Consider the following 2476-nt stretch of genomic DNA (forward strand, 5'->3'; position numbering starts at 1 on the left):
AGCAACTGGTGAGCTTGCCCTGCGTGCGGTACACCTCGCGGTGCAGGTCATCGCGCTCCATGGTTCAGCTGGTGCAGGTGCCCGCTGCCGTAGTACAGGTGGTTGACCTTGCGCAGGACGCTCACCGTTCTCGCCGTAGCCAATCTCATCGAGCCGGGTCGGATGACCCCCTGCGTTATAGGCGAAGCGCCGGGTCAGGTTGTCCACCCGCACTTCTTCAGTCAGCCGGTCCGACGCATCGTAAGCAAAGCTATACGTCGAGTTGTTCTCGTTGACCAGCGCGGTCAGGCGTATGGCCTTGTCATACTCGTAGCGAATCCGCTGGCCTTTGCCATCGGTGCGGGTCAGCATCTGGCCGTACGGGTTGTAAGTAAAGGTCACTGAGGTGCCGTCCGGATGGGTGACCTTGGTTACCAGGGTGGTCAAGTGGTGGTATTCGTAGGCGATGGTGCGGTAAAGCGGTACAGCGGGTCGGTCTTTTCACCTGTCGCGGATTTATTTCGACATTAGTGGTTTTGTAAAGGTGTTTAGCAAAAACTCCAACTACACCAGTTAGAAAAACATGAAAGCGAATGAGACAAAGTTGGCATCCGCTTTCGCACCTGAACTTTTAAAGATCGAGCCTCACCCAAGCGCAAAAAAATCAACACCTGTAAACATATATTTTTGAGCCAGCATTCAAAAAGTACATCCCTTGTAGCTCAAACCCTGCATTATACTCTGGATAAATTTTGACACCTGGAACGCTGTTAGAGGAAAAACTTGTAATCTCTTTAAGCCCTCGTAAGTCCCAGTCATAAGCAAAAGACCAAAACTCAGAATCATTGTCAACCCGACAGGATCGGATTACCGAACCTTCAGAGCTGTACTCTGCTATCTTCAACCAAAGATTTTCAGCATGACGATTTGTACTAAGTGCATAGACTCGATTTTCAAGGTGCAAAAATCGCTCAACTTCATGAACTTCGCCCTTAGAGTTATAAACTTCAATCCTATCAATGCAGCTGCCGACATAACAATGCCTGTGCGCATTCTTTTTATTTACTGGTACCTTTTGACTCATCTTCGATGGAGTTACTCCCGACATCTCCAGCTCAAAAGGAACAATTGAATAGGCCGCCCCCTTCGACCACAGCTCCCGATCTATCGACTTATCATGTGTCGTAAAAGTGGAAAGGAACGATGCGTCAGTCAGCATCTTAATAGCTTCATCTTTTAAATCTTCTAGTATTTTTTTCACTAAAAATATCACCTATCAGCTCTAACTGTAACCCCATCGAGCATGGACTTTTTTACATCTGAGAGAGCGCTTAAGAATTCTTCGCATGCATTAGTCCCGGAGAGCTTATCAAATACATGCTGATAGAAACCCTTTAATAAACACCTCTAATCGATTCAGAGCATAAATGAAAGCGAACGAGACAAGCTTGGCATTCAACCCCACACTTAATGCAGAATAAAATTGACCCACATCAGAATTCTTCAGGCTAAACCTACATACAGCTAGCATACTTTCACTCAGCTAACCACCGAACGACTTATTTACAACAACCCTACAAAGAACAAGAAAGCCAATTACCGACACCTAGTTAAACACCCATGAACTCTTTAATATCTTCATCACCCATAGACACATAGAGAGGAAAGCTAGCTCTAGCACCGCTAAAGGGTACTTCATTGTCAAATATATCAACCAGTTTTACATTGTCAGCCACCCCATAAACAAATCGGACTGGTTCCTCAACCGAAGGTTGATACTCTAGGTCGCGAGCAATAATCCGCCAGTCCCCCTCCGCTTTACGATCAAAAAGTGAGTACGAATCAATAATAACAGGCCTAGCAAACCTTTTTTCAGGAATTTCATTTAAGTTCGGTTCTTGGGTTACGACATCAAATATTTCCGCAACATGACCAAGGCTATTACGGGTCATAATTCGCCCTACACCATAGCCTCTGCAATTTATTACAAAGCAGAAAATATCTCCAATCTTTATACTTCGCAATGCAGTTTTTGCTTTTTTATCCCAACCAAAAAATTGAATAGCACTCATCCATAAGCCTCTTTCAAACCAGCAGTCTTTCTTTCAAAATCACTTTCAAAGTTCGCCTGTCGAGCGACAATTCTTGTTGTATTAGCATGATCATAAGTATCGATTTTATTACCGCGATTAGTCGACGAGATATCCTCACCAATCACTCCAGTTTTCGTCTCTTAGTGCTCTATATGAGCCTCGTACTTGAAGTGCCGCTGGTTACAGTCCGGCAGGGTCAGGCCGACCATGTTGCCGTAGTCGTCCAGCGCAATGGCGTAGCGCTCGCCGCCGTAGTCGCGGCTGGCGAACACGCGGTGGTCGGCGTTGTACTGCACCTCCAGCTCGCGGCCAAGTACGTCCGTGGCCCAGCTGATGCGCTGGGCGAAGTCGTAGCGGAAATGGAAGTGTTCGCCGTCGCTGGTCCAGTGCTCGACCACGCGGGG

Annotated in this window: 2 protein-coding genes and 2 pseudogenes; all 4 read right to left on the bottom strand. The window is 46.8% G+C overall.

The genetic code is table 11. The features are described from left to right. A pseudogene (locus BLX42_RS06585) lies at nucleotides 1-414 on the bottom strand (hypothetical protein); the annotation flags it as partial. Between the two features lie 229 nt (nucleotides 415-643). Further along, a complete protein-coding gene (locus tag BLX42_RS06590) occupies nucleotides 644-1240 on the bottom strand; it encodes a hypothetical protein (protein ID WP_161871422.1) in 597 nt (198 codons plus the stop codon). A gap of 349 nt (nucleotides 1241-1589) precedes the next feature. Next, entirely contained in the window at nucleotides 1590-2051 is a 462-nt protein-coding gene (locus BLX42_RS06595; protein ID WP_161871423.1) for an Imm26 family immunity protein, read from the bottom strand. Between the two features lie 179 nt (nucleotides 2052-2230). Next, nucleotides 2231-2476 (bottom strand): annotated as a pseudogene (locus tag BLX42_RS06600) (hypothetical protein); the annotation flags it as partial.

The organism is Pseudomonas sp. SG-MS2 (assembly GCF_009933855.1).
In the GTDB taxonomy this organism is placed as follows: Bacteria; Pseudomonadota; Gammaproteobacteria; order Pseudomonadales; family Pseudomonadaceae; genus Aquipseudomonas; species Aquipseudomonas putida_E.

What these genes read in the sequence shown, in the direction of transcription:
- BLX42_RS06595 (WP_161871423.1), bottom strand. Translation starts at nt 2,051, where the DNA reads ATGAGTGCTATTCAATTTTTTGGTTGGGATAAAAAAGCAAAAACTGCA.